Annotated in this window: 17 protein-coding genes; 14 read left to right on the forward strand and 3 right to left on the reverse strand. The window is 58.1% G+C overall.

Annotated features, from left to right (window positions below; all coding sequences use genetic code 11):
• On the reverse strand, window positions 1–1032 hold a 1032-nt coding region (locus B2589_RS11470; protein WP_286816655.1), incomplete at its 3' end, for a helicase HerA-like domain-containing protein.
• A 98-nt stretch (window positions 1033–1130) separates the two neighbouring features.
• Here B2589_RS11470 and B2589_RS11475 point away from each other — a divergent pair.
• Complete coding sequence (locus B2589_RS11475) at window positions 1131–2555, forward strand: hypothetical protein (protein ID WP_286816656.1); 1425 nt, start codon at window positions 1131–1133, stop codon at window positions 2553–2555.
• Between the two features lie 59 nt (window positions 2556–2614).
• On the opposite strand, the gene B2589_RS11480 is transcribed toward B2589_RS11475, so the two are convergent.
• Window positions 2615–2749, reverse strand: a complete 135-nt coding sequence (locus B2589_RS11480; protein ID WP_022990011.1) for a hypothetical protein — start codon at window positions 2747–2749, stop codon at window positions 2615–2617.
• Between the two features lie 121 nt (window positions 2750–2870).
• On the opposite strand from B2589_RS11480, the gene yghU reads away from it, so the two are divergent.
• Window positions 2871–3746: a glutathione-dependent disulfide-bond oxidoreductase gene (yghU, locus tag B2589_RS11485; RefSeq protein WP_286816657.1), complete on the forward strand. Its 876-nt coding sequence runs from the start codon at window positions 2871–2873 to the stop codon at window positions 3744–3746.
• A gap of 172 nt (window positions 3747–3918) precedes the next feature.
• On the opposite strand, the gene ggt is transcribed toward yghU, so the two are convergent.
• Window positions 3919–5679 carry a gamma-glutamyltransferase gene (gene ggt / locus B2589_RS11490; RefSeq protein WP_286816658.1) on the reverse strand — a complete coding sequence of 587 codons (1761 nt, stop codon included), beginning with the start codon at window positions 5677–5679 and terminating at the stop codon, window positions 3919–3921.
• Between the two features lie 144 nt (window positions 5680–5823).
• On the opposite strand from ggt, the gene purU reads away from it, so the two are divergent.
• From purU to pyrF, 12 genes are all read left to right on the forward strand, one after another.
• Window positions 5824–6678, forward strand: coding sequence for a formyltetrahydrofolate deformylase (purU, locus tag B2589_RS11495; RefSeq protein ID WP_286816659.1), 855 nt, complete (start codon window positions 5824–5826; stop codon window positions 6676–6678).
• A 126-nt stretch (window positions 6679–6804) separates the two neighbouring features.
• Window positions 6805–9411: a DNA gyrase subunit A gene (gyrA, locus tag B2589_RS11500; RefSeq protein WP_286816660.1), complete on the forward strand. Its 2607-nt coding sequence runs from the start codon at window positions 6805–6807 to the stop codon at window positions 9409–9411.
• Window positions 9408–10490 (forward strand): 3-phosphoserine/phosphohydroxythreonine transaminase, encoded by a 1083-nt coding sequence (gene serC / locus B2589_RS11505; RefSeq protein ID WP_286816661.1) that lies wholly within the window; start codon window positions 9408–9410, stop codon window positions 10488–10490. The genes gyrA and serC overlap by 4 nt, the downstream gene beginning before the upstream one ends.
• 2 nt (window positions 10491–10492) lie before the next feature.
• Entirely contained in the window at window positions 10493–11590 is a 1098-nt protein-coding gene (gene pheA, locus B2589_RS11510) for a prephenate dehydratase (RefSeq protein ID WP_022990020.1), read from the forward strand.
• Window positions 11591–11622: 32 nt separating this feature from the next.
• On the forward strand, window positions 11623–12747 hold the full coding sequence (hisC, locus tag B2589_RS11515; RefSeq protein ID WP_286816662.1) for a histidinol-phosphate transaminase: 1125 nt from the start codon (window positions 11623–11625) through the stop codon (window positions 12745–12747).
• Window positions 12704–14977: a bifunctional prephenate dehydrogenase/3-phosphoshikimate 1-carboxyvinyltransferase gene (locus tag B2589_RS11520; RefSeq protein WP_414673954.1), complete on the forward strand. Its 2274-nt coding sequence runs from the start codon at window positions 12704–12706 to the stop codon at window positions 14975–14977. The genes hisC and B2589_RS11520 overlap by 44 nt, the downstream gene beginning before the upstream one ends.
• On the forward strand, window positions 14977–15657 hold the full coding sequence (cmk, locus tag B2589_RS11525; RefSeq protein ID WP_286816664.1) for a (d)CMP kinase: 681 nt from the start codon (window positions 14977–14979) through the stop codon (window positions 15655–15657). The genes B2589_RS11520 and cmk overlap by 1 nt, the downstream gene beginning before the upstream one ends.
• A 130-nt stretch (window positions 15658–15787) precedes the next feature.
• Window positions 15788–17479, forward strand: a complete 1692-nt coding sequence (gene rpsA, locus B2589_RS11530; RefSeq protein WP_022990024.1) for a 30S ribosomal protein S1 — start codon at window positions 15788–15790, stop codon at window positions 17477–17479.
• Between the two features lie 132 nt (window positions 17480–17611).
• Window positions 17612–17908 (forward strand): integration host factor subunit beta, encoded by a 297-nt coding sequence (locus tag B2589_RS11535; RefSeq protein ID WP_022990025.1) that lies wholly within the window; start codon window positions 17612–17614, stop codon window positions 17906–17908.
• Between the two features lie 67 nt (window positions 17909–17975).
• Window positions 17976–18278 carry a LapA family protein gene (locus tag B2589_RS11540; RefSeq protein ID WP_058340484.1) on the forward strand — a complete coding sequence of 101 codons (303 nt, stop codon included), beginning with the start codon at window positions 17976–17978 and terminating at the stop codon, window positions 18276–18278.
• A complete protein-coding gene (lapB, locus tag B2589_RS11545; RefSeq protein ID WP_286816665.1) occupies window positions 18278–19447 on the forward strand; it encodes a lipopolysaccharide assembly protein LapB in 1170 nt (389 codons plus the stop codon). The genes B2589_RS11540 and lapB overlap by 1 nt, the downstream gene beginning before the upstream one ends.
• Window positions 19448–19464: 17 nt before the next feature.
• Window positions 19465–20190, forward strand: coding sequence for an orotidine-5'-phosphate decarboxylase (pyrF, locus tag B2589_RS11550; RefSeq protein ID WP_286816666.1), 726 nt, complete (start codon window positions 19465–19467; stop codon window positions 20188–20190).
• Window positions 20191–20540 lie beyond the last annotated feature (350 nt).

The following is a 20540-nucleotide window of genomic DNA, read 5'->3' on the forward strand; positions in this document are numbered from 1 at the left end:
CTTGGTCTGGAATACGCAGGCGGCAGAACGAACGGCTTTCTGGTCTCGGGGGGTAAAGGCTCTGAGTGCGTGTTGTACCCGGTTGCCCAGCTGGCCCAGCACAGTGTCCGGGATGTCGGTGGGATTCTGGGAGACAAAATAAACGCCTACTCCCTTGGAGCGGATCAGCCGTACCACCTGTTCAACTTTTTGTAGAAGTGCTTTCGGGGCATCATCAAACAACAGGTGCGCTTCGTCGAAAAAGAACACGAGTTTGGGTTTGTCGGGGTCGCCGACTTCCGGTAACTCTTCAAACAGTTCGGCAAGCAACCAGAGCAGTATGGTGGCGTATAGCCGTGGGCGTTGAATCAACTGGTCTGCTGCCAGCAGGTTAATGTGTCCGTGCCCTGCAGCGTCGCAGCGCATGAGGTCTGCCAGTTCCAGTGCGGGCTCACCGAAAAACCGGTCTCCGCCTTCTTGCTCAAGTTGAAGTAACCGGCGCTGTATGGCGCCCACAGAGGATTTGCTGACGTTGCCGTAGATTGCCGTGAGCTCTTGTGACTGCTCGGCCACGAAGGTCATCAGGGCTCGCAGGTCTTTCAGGTCCAGCAGGGCCATGCCGTGCTCGTCCGCCACTTTGAACGCGATGTTCAGAACGCCTTCCTGGGTGTCGTTCAGTTCCAGCAGGCGAGACAGTAAAAGTGGCCCCATATCTGAAATGGTGGCCCGCATGGGGTGGCCTTCGGCGCCGAAGACATCCCAGAAAACGGTGGGGAAACCATGGAAGGTGTAGGGTTCAAGGCCTATCTTCTCTGCACGCTTGAGCAGCGCAGGCTTGGGCGTGCCGGGCTGGGAGATGCCAGACAAGTCGCCTTTTACATCGGCCATGAACACCGGCACACCCTGGGCGGAAAAGCCTTCCGCCAGAATCTGCAGGGTGACAGTTTTGCCGGTACCTGTGGCGCCGGCAATCAGGCCATGACGGTTAGCACGGCTTAGCAGCAGGCTCTGAACGTGACTGCCATTGCCTATGAATACGGAATTTTCCGGCACCGGGTGCACCTCGTTGGTTATTGGACAAATTTGTTGGCGGTAATAAGGCAAGCTTAGCCTAAGATGTGTTTGTTGATGGAGGTACAAGAACTATCAGTATGGTCGATAAATGGAGTACACGGCGGAAGGGCGATTATGAGCTCCGGCTGACTCGTACGGTGAACACGCCCGGACGGCATTCGGTTGAGCTGTATCTGTTTATCCCGCCAGAAACCACGCTTTCTGCCCGAACGCTTTCAGAGCAGCAGTTCTTCTTCGGCTCTGTTGCCCACAGTTTTGGGTTGATGGGTTTGCAGGGTGGCGACAGGGCCGTCAAGAATGATGAGTCCTTTGCCCTGTTATCCCCGTACTTCGAGATTGCCAACAGTTCCTGGTTGCTTCGGTACAAGGCGTCCATGGGTCGGTTGCGAGGGCAGTTGAACAATACCGACACGCCGGGCGAGACCATTGCGCGCGCCCTGCGGCTCAGCCAGGCTTTCGCGCAACGCATGCGTGAGACTCAGCCCTCGCGGGACCGCCAGAAGCGGTATCTGCGCCAGATGGACATTTACTTTTCCTGGTTCGCGGAGCAGTTCTTCCTCGAATGCATGACCCGCGACAGCTTTTCCGAACTGGACGAGGCGCTCCGCCAGAGCATTACGGATTTTCTCCAGCAGGAGCGAACCCATCGTAAAGAGCAGGATTACCTGCGTGATTTTCAGGGAACGCCCACCGCGCTTTGGAATCGTATGAGCCTCTACGACCGGTTGCTGGAGTACCCCATCTCGCTACGGCCAAAAGTTGCCGAACTCGGCTCCGGTACGCGCAAGCTGGTGAAGGCTGCCACCACAATGTTCATCATGTCGATACTGACCTACATGCTGTTTAACGTGCGCAATGCCAGCGAAACGCTTTCCATCACGTTGTTGCTGGTTATCGCGTTGATGTACGGCATTCGTGACATGGTGCGCGAAGACATGATCAACGTGATTACCCGCCGGTTACGCCGGGGCAAGCCCCGTTGGCGGATTCGCCTGCGAATGCCTTACACCAGGCAGCAGGTGGCCAGGCAGCTGGTGTGGGTGGATTATCGAAATCTCTCGGATTTGCCGCAGGTGGTCGCCAGTGCCGTCGGACGCTCGGCCAACAACGATGATGCACAAGTTATCTGTTACCGCTCACTGCTCAAACCGGACAAAGACACGCTGGAACACGATGAAATCAGGGAGCGTATAACGCTGGATTTCGAAGCTCTGTGTGAAATGATCAAGGTGAGCCGGGACCGACTGTATGTGTGTGAGGAGGATGAGGAGTCCGGGTTTTCGGTACAGGTTCATCCGATCGAGAGGCAGCAGGACTTCCATTTATTGCTGGTGTCTGAGCAGCCGGGGCAGGGTCACTCAGCGGCCCAGCTGTGGCGCCTGCGGCTGGGTAACAGTGGCATTGTGCAGAGCAAAAGCAAGGATCCAAACTGGCCCAGCCCTGAAGAGCAGATGAAGCGCAGTTGGTGGGATCGGATAACGGCTGTGTTCAAGAAAAACTAGGTTGCGAAATCCGGGGGGTGCCTGTGCGTTATCGCAGCCGAAATACCGCGTGCCCGCCGTCATGCCGAAACAGGGCTGAGGCGGGTGTCCAGCCCAGGCTTCAGTTTGGTGGCATCAAAGCTGAGTACGTCGATCACCACTTCCAGGGCACTCGGGTCGCCCACCTCCAGGATGGCTTCGCCGGCCTGGATCACACCTTCATTCCGGTGTAAGCCATTGTTTGTAGGGCCGAGTATAGTTCATGGGTGCTTTCCTGTGCCGGATTCAGTTACAGTCATGCCACGCATCTTTCAACGTAAAGGGGAGAAACAACTGATGAGCGATCCGACCTACACGCCACCGAAAGTCTGGAAATGGGAGCAGGGCAACGGCGGCAGGTTTGCCAGCATCAACCGCCCGATTGCCGGTGCCACCCACGATAAAGACTTGCCGGTGGGCGAGCATCCGTTCCAGCTGTATTCCCTGGCAACGCCCAACGGTGTTAAAGCCACCATCATGTTTGAGGAATTGCTGGAGAAAGGCATCAAGGAAGCCGAATACGATGCCTGGCTGATCCAGATTATGGAAGGTGACCAGTTCAGTAGCGGTTTTGTGGAGGTTAACCCCAACTCCAAGATCCCCGCGTTGCTGGATCGCAGTGAAGACCCGGCCGTGCGGGTATTCGAATCCGGTTCTATCCTGTTCTATCTGGCAGAGAAGTTTGGTGCCTTCCTGCCAACGGATCGTGCCCGGCGTGCAGAAACTATGAACTGGCTGTTCTGGCAGATGGCCAGCGCACCGATTCTGGGTGGTGGATTCGGGCATTTCTATGCCTATGCCCCGGAAAAATACGAGTACCCCATCAACCGCTACACCATGGAGGTGAAGCGCCAGCTGGATGTGCTGGATCGCCAGCTGGCGGACAACCAGTATATTGCCGGTGACGAGTACACCATCGCCGATATGGCGGTGTGGCCCTGGTATGGTTCGCTGGTGAAGAATACCGTGTATGAGGCCGCCGAATTCCTGGAAGCCCATACTTATACCAACGTACTGCGCTGGACGAATGAACTGGCCAAGCGCCCGGCAGTGCAGCGTGGCCGCATGGTGAACCGTGCCTGGGGCGAGTTGTCCTCCCAGCTGCTTGAGCGCCACGATGCGAGCGATTTTGACTTACGCACCCAGGATAAACTCGAAGGCAAGCAATCTTGAGGAGCAAGAATGGCTGTACCTGCGGCGTTAACCGAGGACCAGGTTAACCTGCTGCGCACGGCGGGGTACGGCTTTGCCCGGTAAGTGGGTGGCAGTTCCGGCCTGGTTCGGCCGGTGGTGGCGTCTGGTCTTGTCCTTGCTTTTCAGGTTCCATTACTACGTTCCTGTCTGATTAGAAGCCCATGGCGGATGAAGTGCTTCGCCTGGGGTCGGCGCCGCCAAACAGGGTGCCGTCTTCGCCGATCATGATGCTCTGAATGGCGCCCATGGCGGTACTGGTATTCACCACATGGCCCCGGGACTCAAGCAATTCGATAGTGTCCTGGCTGATGCCCTGTTCGATGCGAATCTCATCCGGCAGCCACTGATGGTGCATGCGCGGGGCGCTGACGGCGGTCTGTATGTTCATATTATGGTCGATCACATTCATCACTACCTGCAAGGTGGTGGTGATAATACGAGAGCCGCCCGGGCTGCCGGTGACCAGAACATTCTTGCCGTCTTTACGCACGATAGTGGGCGACATGGAGCTGAGCATACGCTTGCCCGGTTCAATCTTGTTGGCTTCGCCACCAATCAGGCCGTAGGCGTTGGCAGCGCCCGGCTTGGCGCTGAAGTCGTCCATTTCATTGTTCAGCAGAAAGCCTGCGCCGGCCACGGTGATGCCGGAGCCGTAGCTGAAATTGATGGTGTAGGTGTTGGATACGGCATTGCCCCAACGGTCCACCACCGAGAAGTGGGTGGTTTCCGGGCTTTCAAATACCGCGGGCTGGCCGGGCTTGATCTCGAGGGACGGGCGGGCCTTGTCCGGGGCAATGCCTTTGCGCAGTTCTGCGGCGTAGTCTTTGCTGGTCAGCCCGGCCAGGGGCACCTCCACAAAGTCCGTGTCGCCCAGGTATTCGGCCCGGTCGGCGTAGGCCAGCTTCATGGCTTCTGCCATGTGGTGCAGGGTGTTGGCGGAGTTGTGCCCCCATTCGCCAATGGGGAAGTGCTCAAGAATATTCAGGATCTGGACGATGTGGGTGCCGCCGGAAGAGGGCGGTGACATGGAGAAAATATCGTATCCCCGGTAATTACCCTGCACCGGCTGGCGGACCGCGGGCTGATAGCTGGCCAGGTCTTCCAGGGTAATCAGCCCTTCGCCGCGCTGCATTTCTTCCACAATCAGCCGGGCGGTTTCGCCCTGGTAAAAGCCCTCGATGCCCTGATCAGCAATGCGTTGAAGGGTAGCGGCCAGCTCCGGCTGCCTGAACGTTTCCCCCGGCTGCGGTGCGGAGCCGTCTTCCTTATAGAAGGTATCGCGGGTGGCGGGCCAGCGTTGCAGGCGATCCCGGGCCTGTTCCAGCCCCTCGGTAAACCGGTGTGGAACCACAAAGCCGTCCCTGGCCAGGCGTATGGCCGGCGCCAGGGCTTCTTTCAGCGACAGGGTGCCATGGCGTTCAAGGGCCATGGCCAGGCCAGCCACGGTGCCGGGGACGCCCGCGGCTTTATGGCTGAACCGGCTGCGTTCGTTCACCACATTGCCGTCTTCGTCCTGGAACATGGTTTCGGTCGCGGCCGCCGGTGCGGTTTCCCGGTAGTCGATGGCTTCTGGCGCAGTGCCATCGCCCGGTGCGTAGAGCAGAAAGCCGCCACCACCGATGTTGCCGGAGCGGGGCTGGGTGACAGCCAGGGCAAAGCCGGCGGTAACCGCAGCGTCTATGGCGTTACCATCGTTTTTGAGAACCTGCAGGGCCACTTCCGAGGCCAGCGTGTGGCTGGTGGCCACCATGCCGTTCTTGCCCTGAACGGGATGAAAGCGCTCGCCTTCCAGGATGGCCTGGTTGCTGGCTGCCGCAGCAGTGGTTGCAACTGCGAACAAGCTTGCGGCTGTAAGGCGCCACAGGCCCCTCAGAGGGATTTTCTTTAAAAGGCTGTGGTTGACTCTGTCCATGCGCTCACTCCTCGTTTCTGGCTTTCAGATAGGCTATCATAGCCGGTCATTTTTAACGGTGCGTTCCGATCGTTTGCCGCAAACTTTGTTTTGCCGGTTCCCTGTCGCACCCGCTTTCCCGGATTCAAGTTAAGGAAAGGCTTCATGGAGCATACCTATCGTCTTGTTATTTCCTGCCCGGACCGGGTAGGGATTGTTGCCAAGGTGAGTAATTTCCTGTCCACCTACAATGGCTGGATTACCGAGGCGAGCCACCACTCAGATACCCAGTCCGGCTGGTTCTTCATGCGGCACGAGATCAAGGCCGAATCGATTCCGTTCGGGCTGGACCAGTTCCGCGCAGCCTTCGAACCGATTGCCCGCGAGTTCAACATGAACTGGCACATTGCCGATTCTGCCCGCCCCAAGCGGGTGATCCTGATGTGCAGCAAGGAATCCCACTGCCTGGCCGACCTGTTACACCGCTGGCACAGCAAGGAACTCAACTGCGAAATCGTGGCGGTTATCTCGAACCACGATGACCTGCGCCGGATGGTGGAATGGCATGACATTCCCTACCACCACGTGCCGGTGAGCAAGGAAAACAAGGCCGAAGCCTTTGCCCACATTGAAGAGCTGTTCGCACAGTACGAAACCGATGTGGTGGTGCTGGCCCGTTATATGCAAATCCTGCCGGCAGACCTGTGTGAAAAGTACGCGGGCAAGGTGATCAATATCCACCACAGCTTCCTGCCGTCTTTCGCTGGTGCCCGGCCATACCATCAGGCTTACAGCCGTGGTGTGAAGCTGATTGGAGCTACCTGCCACTACGTAACCCAGGATCTTGATGAAGGCCCGATCATCGAGCAGGACGTTATTCGCATCAGCCATCGCGACTCCATCGAAGACATGGTTCGCCTGGGTAAGGATGTTGAGAAGAACGTACTGGCCCGCGGGCTCCGGTCGCATGTTGAAGATCGCGTGATTACCTATGAAAACAAGACCGTAGTGTTTGATTAAGGCTTTACCACAGTTGCCCCGGCGAGGGGTGGGCTGTGGTATGCTTGGCGGCTTGTTGAAGAATAAATGTGGGTGCGGAAAAAGGCCCCGTAACGACTTCCAGATAACGCAAAGGAACCTTTCTCGATGGGTGAGTTAGCCAAAGAGATCCTGCCGGTCAATATTGAAGACGAATTGAAACAGTCCTACCTCGATTACGCCATGAGCGTTATCGTTGGCCGGGCCCTGCCGGATGTGCGCGACGGCCTCAAGCCGGTGCACCGGCGGGTTCTGTTCGCCATGTCCGAGCTGGGTAACGACTGGAACAAGGCGTACAAGAAGTCTGCCCGTGTGGTGGGTGACGTTATCGGTAAATACCACCCCCATGGCGACTCTGCGGTATACGACACCATCGTTCGTATGGCCCAGCCGTTTTCGCTGCGCTACCCGCTGGTTGATGGCCAGGGTAACTTCGGTTCCATCGACGGCGACAACGCAGCCGCCATGCGTTACACCGAAATCCGCATGGAGAAGATGGCGCACTCGCTGCTGGCGGACCTGGAAAAGGAAACGGTCGACTACGTAGACAACTACGACGGCACCGAGCGTATTCCGGAAGTCCTGCCCACCCGCGTACCGAACCTGCTGGTGAACGGCTCCTCCGGTATCGCCGTGGGTATGGCTACCAACATTCCGCCCCACAACCTGACCGAAGTCGTTAACGGCTGCCTGGCGCTGATTGATAACCCGGACCTGACCATCGATGAACTGATGGAATACATTCCGGGCCCGGATTTCCCGACCCAGGGCATCATTAACGGACGTGCCGGCATTGTCGAGGCCTATCGCACCGGTCGTGGCCGTATCTACATTCGTGCCCGTCACGAGATCGAGCACGACAACAAGACCAACCGCGATGCGATCATCATCACCGAGCTGCCTTACCAGCTGAACAAGGCGAAGCTGATCGAGAAGATCGCCGAACTTGTCAAGGAAAAACGCCTTGAGGGCATCAGCGAGCTGCGTGACGAGTCCAACAAGGAAGGTATCCGGGTTGTTATTGAACTGCGCCGTGGTGAAAACCCGGAAGTGGTGGTAAACAACCTGTTCGCTCACACCCAGCTGCAGACGGTGTTCGGCATCAATATGGTTGCGCTGCTGAACGGCGAGCCGAAGATCCTGAACCTGAAGCAGATGCTCGACGCCTTCGTGCGCCACCGTCGCGAAGTGGTTACCCGTCGGACCATCTATGAGCTGCGCAAGGCCCGTGAGCGTGGTCACATCCTGGAAGGCCTGACCGTAGCCTTGGCCAACATCGACGAGATGATCGAGCTGATCAAGGCTTCGCCGAGTTCTGTTGAAGCCAAGGAAAAGCTGATGTCCAAGGGCTGGGCACCCGGTGATGTACTGGCCATGCTTGAGCGCGCCGGTGAAGATGCCTGCCGTCCGGATGACCTGCCCGAATTCTACGGCCTGCGCGATGGCCTGTACTACCTGTCACCGGAGCAGACCCAGGCGATCCTGGATATGCGCCTGCACCGCCTGACCGGCCTGGAAACCGAAAAGCTCCAGAACGAGTACAAGGAAATCCTCGAGAAGATTGCCGGCCTGCTGGAAATCCTGGGTGATCCGGACCGCCTGATGCAGGTTATCCGTGAAGAACTGGAAGCCGTGGTGTCCGAGTTTGGTGACGAGCGCCGTACCGAAATCACCAGTTCCCAGCGTGACCTGACCATCGCAGACCTGATTGACGAAGAAGACCTGGTGGTTACCATTTCCCACAGCGGTTATGCCAAGACCCAGGCGGTTGAAGATTACCAGGCCCAGCGCCGTGGTGGTCGCGGTAAGGCCGCCACCTCGATGAAAGATGAAGACTTTATCGAGAAGCTGCTGGTCGCCAACTCCCACGATACCATTCTGTGCTTCTCCGACCGCGGTAAGGTGTACTGGCTGCGAGTGTTCGAGATTCCCCGTGGCAGCCGTGGTTCCCGTGGTCGCCCGATGGTCAATATCCTGCCGCTGGACGAAGGTGAGCGTATTACCACTTTCCTGCCAGTGCGTGATTATCCGGAAGACCAGTTTGTACTGATGGCCACCTCTGCCGGTGTGGTCAAGAAAACCCCGCTGCCGAACTTCTCCCGTCCGCGCAGCAGTGGCCTGATTGCCCTGAACCTGGACGAAGGCGATACCCTGATTGGCGCCGCCATCACCGACGGTTCCGCCGAGGTCATGCTGTTCTCGACCGCCGGCAAAGCGGTGCGGTTCCGCGAGGACCAGGTGCGGCCCATGAGCCGGACTGCCCGTGGTGTGCGCGGTATCAAGATGCCGGAAGGCCACCATGTGGTGTCGCTGATTATTCCGCAGGACGGCGGCGTAATTCTCACCGCCAGTGAACACGGTTACGGCAAGCGTACCGCCATCGACGAATTCCCGGCCTACAGCCGTGGCAGTCAGGGCGTTATCGCCATGCAGTGCTCCGAGCGTAACGGCAACCTGGTAACCGCCCTGCAGCTGTTCGAAGGCGACGAGATGATGCTGATTTCGGACAAGGGCACGCTGGTGCGTACCCGTACCGATGAGGTCTCTGTACTCAGCCGGAACACTCAGGGTGTGCGCCTGATTCGCCTGGCGCAGGAAGACGAGCGCCTGGTGGGTGTTGAGCGGATTGCAGAATCTGATGATGACGATGCCGATGCGGAAGATACCGATGCGGGCGTTGACGTAGACGTTGAAGGCGAGGAAACCGAAGAATGAGCAGGGCGTTTAATTTCTGTGCGGGTCCGGCCACCTTGCCGGAGGCTGTGCTGAAGCAGGCTCAGAGCGAAATGCTCGACTGGCGCGGCACCGGCATGTCGGTGATGGAGATGAGTCACCGCAGTGACGAGTTTGTGGCGATTGCCGAAACGGCTGAAAAAGACCTTCGGGAACTTGCAGGAATATCAGGCGATTACGCCGTACTCTTCATGCAAGGTGGAGCTTCCAGCCAGTTCTCTACCATCCCGCTGAACCTGCTCGGTGAAAAGACCTCTGCCGATTATGTGAACACCGGTATCTGGTCCAAGAAAGCCATCGCAGAAGCCAGCCGCTACGGTGATGTGAACGTGGTGGCCAGTTCTGAAGACAGCGGTTTTACCACCATTCCGGACCAGGCGGTATGGACTACGAATGCCGATGCGGCGTACCTGCATTACACGCCGAACGAAACCATTGGTGGCCTGGAATACGATTTCATTCCGGGCAGCGGCAAGGTGCCGCTGGTGGCGGACATGTCTTCCACCATGCTGTCGCGCCCGGTAGACATCAACAAGTTCGGGCTGATTTACGCCGGCGCCCAGAAGAACATCGGGCCGTCTGGCCTGGTGGTTGTGATTATCCGCAAGGACCTTTTGGGCAAGGCCCGCAAGGAAACGCCGACGATGATGAACTATCAGGTCATCGCCGATAACGATTCCATGTACAACACGCCGGCGACCTATTCCTGGTACCTGTCCGGCCTGGTGTTCAAGTGGCTGAAAGAGCAGGGCGGCGTGAAGGCCATGGGCGAGTTGAATGCCCGCAAGGCGAAGAAGCTGTACGACTTCATTGATACCAATGATTTCTATGCCAACCCGATCGAACCGCGTTTCCGTTCCTGGATGAACGTGCCGTTCACCCTGGCAGACGATGCCCTCAACGGCGAGTTCCTGAAGGGTGCTGAAGCCCGGCACCTGCTGAACCTGCAGGGCCATCGTTCGGTAGGCGGCATGCGGGCGAGCATCTACAACGCCATGCCGGAAGAGGGCGTGGATGCGTTGATTGCCTACATGGCGGAATTTGCGAAGGAGCGGGGCTGATCATGACGGACGAGAAGACCCGTCTGGGTGAGCTGCGGGATGAAATAGACAGCCTTGATCAGCAGATCATGCAGCTGATCAGCGCCCGCGCCAAATGCGCCCAGGAAGTGGCTAACGTGAAGATGGCAGCCAATCCGGGGCAGGATGTGTTCTTCTACCGTCCGGAGCGGGAAGCCCAGGTTCTGCGCCGCATCAAGGAGCAGAACCCGGGGCCTTTGCCGGCGGAAGAGATGGCCCGCCTGTTCCGGGAAATCATGTCGGCCTGCCTGGCCCTGGAAAAGCCGATGCACATCGCGTTCCTGGGCCCCCTGGGTACCTTCACCCAGGCTGCGGCGCTCAAGCATTTTGGCCATTCCGTGATCAGTGTTCCGCTGCCGGCTATTGATGCCGTGTTCCGTGAAGTGGAATCTGGCGCGGCTCAATACGGCGTGGTGCCGGTGGAGAACTCCACCGAAGGCATGGTTAACCACACGCTGGATATGTTTATTGGCTCACCGCTGAAAATCTGCGGTGAGGTGCAGTTGCGGATTCATCACCATTTGCTGGTCTCGCCCAAGCACAAAGACCAGGAAATTACCCGGATTTATTCCCACCAGCAGTCCTTTGCCCAGTGCCGCCAGTGGCTGGATACCCACCGCTACGGCATCGAGCGGATTACCGTCTCAAGCAACGCAGAAGCGGCCCGCCGTGCGGCGGAAGAGCCGGGCACTGCCGCGATTGCCGGTGATATGGCGGCAGAGCTGTACGGGCTGGAAAAGCTTTCCAACAGTATTGAAGACCGGCCGGACAACACCACCCGCTTCCTGATTATCGGCCAGGAAGAGGTGCCTGCCAGCGGCCAGGATAAGTCATCAGTGCTGGTGTCTATGCGGAACAAGCCGGGTGCGCTTTACGCCGTGCTGGAGCCCTTCCATCGCCACGGCATCAGTCTGACCCGTATTGAAACCCGTCCGTCGCCCAGTGGCACCTGGGCCTATGTGTTCTACATCGATTTCGAAGGGCATATGGACGACGAACAGGTTAAAAAAGTACTCGCTGAAATTGATCAGGAAGCTGTGGAGCTCAAACGCCTGGGCTCATACCCCATTGGTGTTCTCTGAGATTTCACAGACCGGAACCGGAGGAAAGTTGAATGGCAGTGGATTACCAGAGTCTTGCGGTGAAAGGTGTTCAGGCTCTGTCTCCGTATCAGCCGGGCAAGCCCATTGAGGAGCTGGCTCGTGAGCTGGGATTGAACCCCGCGGAGATTGTTAAACTGGCCAGCAACGAGAATCCCCTGGGGCCCAGTGACAAGGCAATGGCTGCCGCCCGTAAGGCGCTGGAAGAAATGTGCCTGTACCCGGACGGCAACGGTTTCGACCTGAAGCAGGCGCTTTCGAAGCGTTTCGGCGTGGACATGAACCAGATCACGCTGGGCAACGGTTCCAACGATGTGCTGGAAGTTATCGCCCGTTGCTTTGCTGACAGCGACAGCGAAGTGGTGTTCTCCCAGTATGCCTTTGCCGTTTACCCCATTGTCACCCAGGCCATCGGGGCCAAGGGCGTTTCAGTACCTGCCAGGGATTGGGGCCATGACCTGGACGCCATGGCCGCTGCTGTAACAGACCGCACCAAGCTGGTGTTCGTGGCCAACCCGAATAACCCCACCGGAACCGTGCATGAAGCGGATGCCCTCGAAGCCTTCCTGGATCGCATTCCGGAGCGGGTGCTGGTGGTTCTGGACGAAGCCTACTGCGAGTGTCTGACCGGCGATGAATACCCGGACGGCATCAAGCTGCTGGCGCGATACCCGAACCTGATCGTCTGCCGCACCTTCTCCAAGGCCTGGGGGCTGGCAGCTCTGAGGGTTGGCTATGCCACCAGCTCGCCGGAAATTGCCGATATTCTCAACCGCGTGCGCCAGCCGTTTAATGTAGACACTGTCGCCCTGGCGGCTGCCACCGCGGTCCTGGAAGACGAAGCCTATCTGAACCGTTCCCGGGAAGTGAACGAAGCCGGGCTGCGCCAGCTGTGCGAAGGCTTTGATCGGATGGGCCTGCCTTACATTCCCTCCGCCGGCAATTTCGTGGCGGTAGAAGTGGGCGAGCAGGCGGCCGGTGTGTACCAGGCTTTGCTGGCGCACGGGGTTATTGTGCGCCCGGTAGCCGGCTATGGCATGCCGTGTCACCTGCGGGTTTCTGTGGGCCTGCCGGAAGAGAACGATCGTTTTCTGGATGCTCTTGCCGAGGCGCTGGTATCAGCGGGTGAGGGAGGCTGATTTGGCAGCACCTGAGCCTGTTTTTCGTCGTGTTGCCGTTATAGGCCTGGGCCTGATCGGCGGTTCCCTGGCCAGCGCAATCCGCAAGTACCGGCTGGCCGGTACCGTGGTGGGATTCGACCGCAAAGCGGAAGATGCGGCTTTGGGGGTTGAGCTCGGCGTTATTGACGAGGCCGCTGAAAGTGTTGAGCAGGCGGTGCAGGGCAGTGACCTTATCGTGCTGGCGGTTCCGGTTCGGGCTACCCGGGCTGTACTCGAACAGGTTCAGCCATTTCTTGCAGAAGATGCCTTGCTGACCGACGTCGGAAGCACCAAGTCGAGCTTTGTTGCGGATGTGGAGGCGGTTTTCGGCACCTTGCCCGCAAATGTTATTCCCGGGCATCCCATTGCCGGCTCAGAGAAGAGCGGTATTCGTGCCGCTAACCCGGAGCTGTTTGCCCACCATAAAGTCATCCTGACGCCAGCCGATAGCGCGATTCCTTCGGGTGTCAGCAGGCTCACGGCACTGTGGGAAGGCACCGGAGCCACGGTGCTGACCATGTCTGTGGCCTATCATGACGAAGTGCTGGCGGCTACCAGCCATTTGCCGCACCTGATCGCTTTCTCGCTGGTGGACACGCTGGCGGGTGAAGACGAGAATATGGACATCTTCCGGTACGCGGCCGGCGGTTTCCGGGACTTTACCCGGATTGCGGCCAGCGATCCGGTCATGTGGCACGACATTTTCCTGTCAAACCGCGATGCGGTTCTGCGGGTGATCGACCATTTTACCCAGGACCTAGGCCAGCTTCGGACTGCCATCGCTGCCGGTGATGGCGCTACGATGCTCCGGGTATTCAGTCGCGCCAAGGCGGCGCGGGAACATTTTTCCAAGATGCTTTCAGGGCAGGCTTACGTGACGAATAACAGTGACAAGCAGGTGACATTCCTAATGCAGCCCGGCGGTTCTGTCCGGGGTGATATCCGGGTGCCGGGTGACAAGTCCATGTCTCACCGCTCCATCATGCTGGGTGCCCTGGCTGAGGGAATTACCGAGGTTAAGGGTTTCCTGGAAGGCGAAGACAGCCTGGCGACTTTGCAGGCGTTCCGGGATATGGGTGTAACGATTGAAGGCCCGGAAGACGGGTTTGTCCGCATCCACGGTGTTGGCATGAACGGCCTGCAGGCGCCCCGGGGCCCGCTGTACCTGGGCAATTCCGGTACTGCGATGCGTTTGTTTGCCGGCCTGCTGGCTGCGCAGCCGTTTGACTCAGAACTCTCCGGGGATACCAGTCTGTCCAAGCGCCCAATGGGCCGAGTAGCCGACCCGTTGCGCGCCATGGGTGCGGTGATTGATACCGCAGAAGGTGGTCGTCCGCCCCTGAAGATCCGGGGCGGGCAGCACCTCACTGGTATTCACTACGACATGCCGGTGGCCAGTGCCCAGGTGAAGTCGTGCCTGTTGCTGGCAGGGCTGTACGCCGAAGGTGTGACCTCCGTAACCGAGCCTGCTCCTACCCGCGACCACACCGAGCGTATGTTGCAGGGTTTCGGCTACCACGTGCACCGTGATGGCGCCACGGCCAGTGTTACCGGCGGTGGCAAGCTGACTGGCGGTGCAATCGATGTGCCGGCGGATATTTCCTCGGCAGCGTTCTTCCTGGTGGCGGCAAGTATTGCCCCGGATTCCGACCTGACCCTGCGCCATGTTGGTATGAACCCGACCCGTGTTGGTGTGATCAATATTCTGCGCCAGATGGGCGCGGATATAGAGGTGCTGGAAGAGCGGGTGATTGGTGGCGAGCCGGTGGCTGACTTGCGGGTTCGCTCCGCGAGCCTGAAGGGTATTGATATCCCGGAAGACCAGGTGCCGCTGGCTATTGACGAGTTCCCTGTGCTGTTCATTGCCGCCGCCTGCGCTGAGGGTCGCACCGTGCTGCGCGGCGCCGAGGAATTGCGGGTGAAGGAAAGCGACCGTATTCAGGTGATGGCTGACGGCCTGGCTGCGCTGGGCGTGGAAACCACGGTAACGCCGGATGGCATCATTATTGACGGCGGCCAGACTATTGGTGGCGGTACGGTCGAAAGCCATGAAGACCACCGGATTTCCATGTCGTTTGCAGTCGCCTCGTTGCGGGCTACCGGCCCGCTCCGGATCAACGATTGCGCGAACGTGGCTACGTCGTTCCCAAGCTTCGTTGAGCTGGCAAAGCAGACAGGAATTCAGATCAGTACAGAAGGTGTTCAGTAATGACCCAGACCAAGGCTCCGGTAATCGCCGTGGATGGCCCGGGCGGTTCCGGCAAAGGCACCATCACCCAGATGCTGGCCAGGAAACTGGGCTGGCACCTGCTGGACAGTGGCGCGTTGTACCGCCTGACTGCCCTGGCGGCAACCCGGCAGGGCGTTGCCCTGGATGATGAGGCCGGGTTGGTGAAAGTAGCGACAACCCTGGATGTGGCGTTTGAGCCGACCGGGGAAGGGCGCCCGGTTAAAGTGGTTCTGGCCGGCGAGGATGTCACCTCGGAAATCCGTACCGAAACCTGTGGTGATAACGCCTCGAAAGTTGCGGTTATGCAGCCGGTTCGCGATGCCCTGCTGCAGCGGCAACGGGATTTTCGCCAGTTACCGGGCCTGGTGGCAGACGGCCGTGATATGGGAACCGTGGTGTTCCCGGATGCGCCGGTCAAGATCTTCCTGACCGCCAGTGCCGAAGAACGGGCCAGGCGACGCTACAACCAGTTGATGCAAGCGGGTGTCGATGTTAATATTGACGCCCTTTTGGAAGAGATACGGGTACGTGACGAGCGGGATATGAACCGTTCAGCAGCCCCTCTCAAGCCCGCAGATGATGCGCAAGTCATTGATTCTACGGGATTGAGTATAGAAGAGGTGTTGGACAGGTGTATGGCTGCAGCAGGCCAGGCCTGACTACACCTTTTTGTCGTTGAAATGCCGGATGTAGCGCTATCTGCCAGCCACAGGCTTAATCCGGAACTTGTTAACAGACCGTGTTGCTGGCGGCACGGAGCACACTTGCGTTGATCATATAGGGCACATAATGAGCGAGAGCTTTGCGGATCTTTTCGAAGAAAGTTTGAAAGAAATCGATATGCAACCGGGTTCCATTGTTCAGGGAACCGTTGTAGACGTCGATAACGACTGGGTCACCGTTAACGCCGGACTGAAGTCCGAAGGCGTTATCCCCGCCTCCCAGTTCCTGAACGAAAAAGGCGAGTTGGAAGTAGCTGTCGGCGACGTTGTCGATGTGGCTCTCGATGCAGTTGAAGACGGTTTCGGTGAAACCCGTCTGTCCCGTGAGAAGGCCAAGCGCGCTGAAGCATGGAAGGTACTCGAGAAGTCCTTCGAAGCTGAAGAAGTTGTTAAGGGTATCATCAACGGTAAGGTCAAGGGTGGTTTCACTGTTGATCTGGCTGGCATCCGTGCCTTCCTGCCGGGTTCCCTGGTAGACGTTCGTCCGGTTCGCGACACTGCGCACCTGGAGAACAAAGAACTCGAATTCAAGGTTATCAAGCTGGACCAGAAGCGTAACAACGTGGTTGTTTCCCGCCGCGCCGTTCTTGAAGCTGAAAACAGCGAGCAGCGTGAAGCTCTGCTGGAAACCCTGACCGAAGGTCTGGAAATCAAGGGTATCGTCAAGAACCTGACCGACTACGGCGCGTTCGTAGATCTGGGCGGTGTTGACGGCCTGCTGCACATCACTGATATGGCCTGGAAGCGCATCAAGCATCCGAGCGAAATCGTGAATGTGGGCGACGAAATCAATGTTAAGGTCCTGAAGTTCGATCGCGAGCGTAACCGCGTATCCCTGGGCCTGAAGCAGCTGGGCGAAGATCCGTGGGTCGACATCAAAGGCCGTTACCCGGAAAGCTCCAAGGTTACTGCACGCGTAACCAACCTGACTGACTACGGCTGCTTTGCCGAGCTGGAAGAAGGTGTGGAAGGTCTGGTTCACGTATCCGAAATGGATTGGACCAACAAGAACATCCACCCGTCCAAGGTTGTTCAGGTAGGTGACGAAGTTGAAGTGATGATTCTGGATATCGACGAAGAGCGTCGTCGTATCTCCCTGGGTATCAAGCAGTGCGTATCCAACCCGTGGGAAGATTTCTCCAGCAACTTCAACAAGGGTGACCGCATCTCCGGTAAGATCAAGTCAATCACTGACTTCGGTATCTTCATCGGTCTGGATGGCGGCATCGACGGCCTGGTTCACCTGTCCGATATCAGCTGGAACGAGACTGGCGAAGAAGCCGTTCGCGAGTACAAGAAGGGCGACGAAGTTGAAACCGTTATCCTGTCTGTTGATCCCGAGCGTGAGCGCATCTCCCTGGGCATCAAGCAGCTGGAAAGCGATCCGTTTGCCGAGTTCGTTCAGCTGAACGACAAGGGCTCCATCGTTAAGGGTACTGTTTCTGCAGTTGACGCCAAAGGCGCCACCATTGCCCTGAACGAAGAAGTTGAAGCGGTACTGAAGGCTTCCGAAATCAGCCGTGACCGCGTAGAAGACGCGCGTAACGTTCTGAAGGAAGGCGAAGAAGTTGAAGCGAAGATCATCAGCATCGATCGCAAGAACCGCGTCATCAACCTGTCTGTTAAGTCCAAAGATGTAGAGGACGACAAGCAGGCCCTGGAAAATGTACGCAGCAAGGCTGCTGAGTCCTCAGGTGCCACCACTATCGGTGACCTGATCAAGGAACAGATGCAGCAGCAGAACGCCAACAAGGAATAAAATTCCGATTGGTGTCAAAAAAACGGGCTCTAAGAGCCCGTTTTTTTTGTGTTTTTTTCTGGTTTGGCTAAACTAGAGGCATTGGAATCCGGTAAGTGACCACGGAATAATAATGACAGAGGGAGACGCCTCATGACGAAGTCCGAACTGGTAGAACTGATTGCCTCGAAGCAGACTCAGCTCTCCGTCAAGGATGTTGAGCTCGCGGTTAAAACGGTCATCGAGCATATGTCCCAGGCTCTTGCTGATGGTCAAAGAATTGAAATCCGGGGGTTTGGTAGTTTTTCCCTGCATCACCGGGAAGCCCGCACCGGTCGCAACCCGAAAACCGGGGAAGCGGTTCAATTGCCTGCCAAGTTTGTGCCCCACTTCAAGCCTGGTAAAGAGTTGCGTGAGCAGGTGAACGACAGTCTGAAAAAAGGCTTCTGAACCACGCCCGCACTGATCAAAGGACACCGTAGCATCGGGCGAACTGCCCGTCTGGAGCGCAAACGACATGGCTGGACTGCAGAAGATCCTTATCACCGTTCTGGTTCTGCTTCTTATTTTGTTGGCGCTGGTGTTCTCGCTCAACAACCAGATGGCGGTCTCGCTCAATTTCCTGTTGTTCGAGACCCAGCCTCACGGTGTGGCAGTCTGGATTATCATGTCCTTTGTGATTGGCGCGCTGATTGGCGTGCTGATTACCATGCTCGCAACTTTCCGCACCTCGGTATCCCGCCGTAACCTTCAAAAACGACTTGATCGTGCCGAGCAGGCACTTGAAAAATCCAGGGCCGAAAACGACCGGACGCTGTAATGGATATGGTGTTTAACTGGCTGCTTCTGACAGTAGCGGTTGCCGCCGGCTGGGTCGTTGGCCGCTACAGTAAGCAGCGCCATCGTTCCCGCAAGAGCATTGATAACGAAGATTCGGTTCGGGATCGTCTGCAGTTTCTCTTTACCAACTATTCTGACCAGGCGGTCGAAAACTTCGTTCAGTCCCTGGCTGTTAACCGGGACACAGTCAGCCTTCACCTCTCTATAGGCAGCCACTTCCGCAACAAGGGCGAGACTGACCGGGCGATTCTGATACACCAGAACCTGCTTGCCCGCCCGGAGCTGCCGGCACGCTACACCCCCCAGGTTACCTTTGAACTGGCCATGGATTACCTGAACGCAGGTCTCCTTGACCGGGCCGAGGCGCTGTTTCACCAGTTAATGGGCGATCGCGAGTACGGCCGCAGGGCTGCCCGGGAACTAATCGAGCTGTACCAGCAGGAGCGGGAATGGGAGAAAGCCGCCCAGGTGGCCCAGACGCTGACCCGCTCCGACGCTGAGCCCGCCATGTTCAAGACCCTGGCCTATATAACCTGCGAACTGTCCGATGCGGCTTTGAGCAAAGACGACCGCTGGACATCCCAGAAGCTGGCCAAGGAAGCCCTCGATTACGATCGCTCCTGTGTCAGAGCGACCCTTCTGCTGATGAAAATGCAGATACGCCAGGGCAACTACCGGGAGGCCGGCAATCAAAGCCTGAAAGTATTCGAGCAGAATCCGGACTTCGGCCCGGAAGCCGTGGACCGTCTGATGAAATTAGAGCGGGAGCATGGCGACGTAGGCCGGTTGGTGAAGAAACTGCGCAAACTCTACGAGCAATATCCCGGCACCAGTTTGCTGCTGGCGCTGGTAGAATCCGTCGAGCGCTCGGCAGGGCGGCCGGCAGCGATTGACCTGCTGCGCCAGGAGCTGGAACTCCGGCCATCCGTTCGCGGCTTGCTGCGCCTGGTTGAAATTGCCGGATATGAAAAGGGCATGACCACCGATGAAGGCCGGTTGGTAAGCCGGATAGGGCACCTGATCCTCGCCAACCGGCCAGTATACCGCTGCGTAAGCTGCGGTTTCTCCGGCCAGCAACTGCACTGGTTATGCCCGAGCTGCAAGCAATGGGAAACCGTCAGGCCCATTCAGGGCGTCGAAGCGGAATAACGAACTTAATTTACCGAATGCGGAACTCTACTGTGCAAACCCTTAACGACCCGAAAATCATCGTCGCCCTGGACTTTCCCTCCCAGGACCCCGCGCTGGCCCTCACTGACCAGCTGGACCCGGCCAAGTGCCGCCTGAAAGTCGGCAAGGAGCTGTTCACCCGCTCCGGCCCGGAACTGGTCAAGTCGCTGCAGGGCAGGGGCTTCGACGTGTTCCTGGACCTGAAATTCCACGACATCCCGAACACCACTTCTGCGGCCGTTGCTGCTGCGGCTGATCTTGGCGTCTGGATGGTGAACGTGCACGCCTCCGGCGGGGAAAAAATGATGGTGGCCTGCCGCGAGCGCCTGGAGTCCTTCGGTGCCGACAAGCCCTTGCTGATTGCCGTTACCGTGCTTACCAGCATGTCTGACGCCGACCTCGCCGGCATCGGCATCACCGACTCCGCCGAAGCCCAGGTATCCCGCCTGGCAGCCCTCACCAGGAACTGCGGCCTGGATGGCGTCGTCTGCTCCGCCCAGGAAGCCCCGCGCCTGAAAGCCGAGCAGGGTGCCGACTTCCAGCTAATCACCCCGGGAATCCGCCCCCTGACTGCCGACAAAGGCGATCAGCAGCGCATCATGACCCCAACCGATGCCCTCAAAGCCGGCTCCGACTACCTCGTCATCGGCCGCCCGATTACCCAGGCATCTGACCCCCTGGCTGCCTTGGAGGCCATTCACGCTGAGGTGGTGTCAGTCTAACTTCGGTTAAAGCGCCTACTCCGCACCTAGCCTGCCGGGTTCGCGGGTAGGGCGCGGATGGGTGTCCCTCCCGAAAACCGCTCCTTACGGCACATCCCTGTGGCGCTTCTCTCCGGCCATCCATGGCCTCCGAAATTTTCGGGAGGGACACCCATCCGCGCCCTTCTGGCAAATGCGGGCATAGTCGTTAAGAGATCCAAGTGATCTTGCTGGTTCTTTGCGGTGTTAGGAGTGAAGGTCTCGGTACACTGTTCCGGGCTTTTAGTTGCCTATACTGGCAGTGTCCGAATGGCGGGGTGGGGAAGACCTTTCCGAAAATTTGCGGAGCCATGGATGGCGGAGCAGAAGCG

The organism is Marinobacter sp. UBA3607, assembly GCF_002375525.1.
Taxonomy (GTDB): Bacteria; Pseudomonadota; Gammaproteobacteria; order Pseudomonadales; family Oleiphilaceae; genus Marinobacter; species Marinobacter vinifirmus.